General features: G+C 27.8%; 1 protein-coding gene. It reads left to right on the plus strand.

Annotation, left to right across the window (positions count from 1 at the left end):
• Positions 1 to 149 precede the first annotated feature (149 nt).
• The gene (locus EI164_RS16620) at positions 150 to 575 is read left to right on the plus strand and encodes a hypothetical protein (protein ID WP_192521058.1); all 426 of its coding nucleotides are present in this window, start codon (positions 150 to 152) and stop codon (positions 573 to 575) included.
• Positions 576 to 662: the final 87 nt, after the last annotated feature.

The following is a 662-nucleotide window of genomic DNA, read 5'->3' on the forward strand; positions in this document are numbered from 1 at the left end:
ATAACAATTGAATTTGTTAATTATTTTATAACATTTTTAAGTAGGATTGACTATACCAACTAGTCAGTGAAGCAATAAACATTATCAGTTTTCACTTAATAAACTACACTATAGAAGAAAAATATGACGAGATATCCGATTCGATTACCTTGCAAATCAATAGTTATGGAAAGAACCGTAGCCATTCTTCAAGTGTAATACCATCTAGCCATATTGATAATAGAAATATTGATAATTTTGTATCAAATTATGTTAATTATTTTTTAGAAAACGAATCTAAACTTTCAAGTCCTTTATATACATGGTGGTATCGCTTATATAACTATAAAACAGATATTGAAAATAATGTTCTCATTTTAAGTGTTGCAATTGAGGCATTGAGTCTAAAATATGTAAAAGAATTTCAGAATATCGATCAAATTTATGACTTTCATGATATAAAAAAAATAGGAAAACTTATAAAAGATTCAGATGCTTCTAAAGAGCTAAAAACCAAAGTTCAAAAATATATTGGCAATCTAAACTCTTCTAGCAAACCTATCGTTTTAATTCTTAAAAGCTTAGGGGCTGTATAGAATTGAGAAAACATTGAAAAAAATAAGCAACACCTTACTCTAATGTTTACCACAACAAAGAAACAAGGCGTCACTTATGGCTCGCAC

Source organism: Psychrobacter sp. FME13 (genome assembly GCF_014861395.1).
Lineage (GTDB): Bacteria > Pseudomonadota > Gammaproteobacteria > Pseudomonadales > Moraxellaceae > Psychrobacter.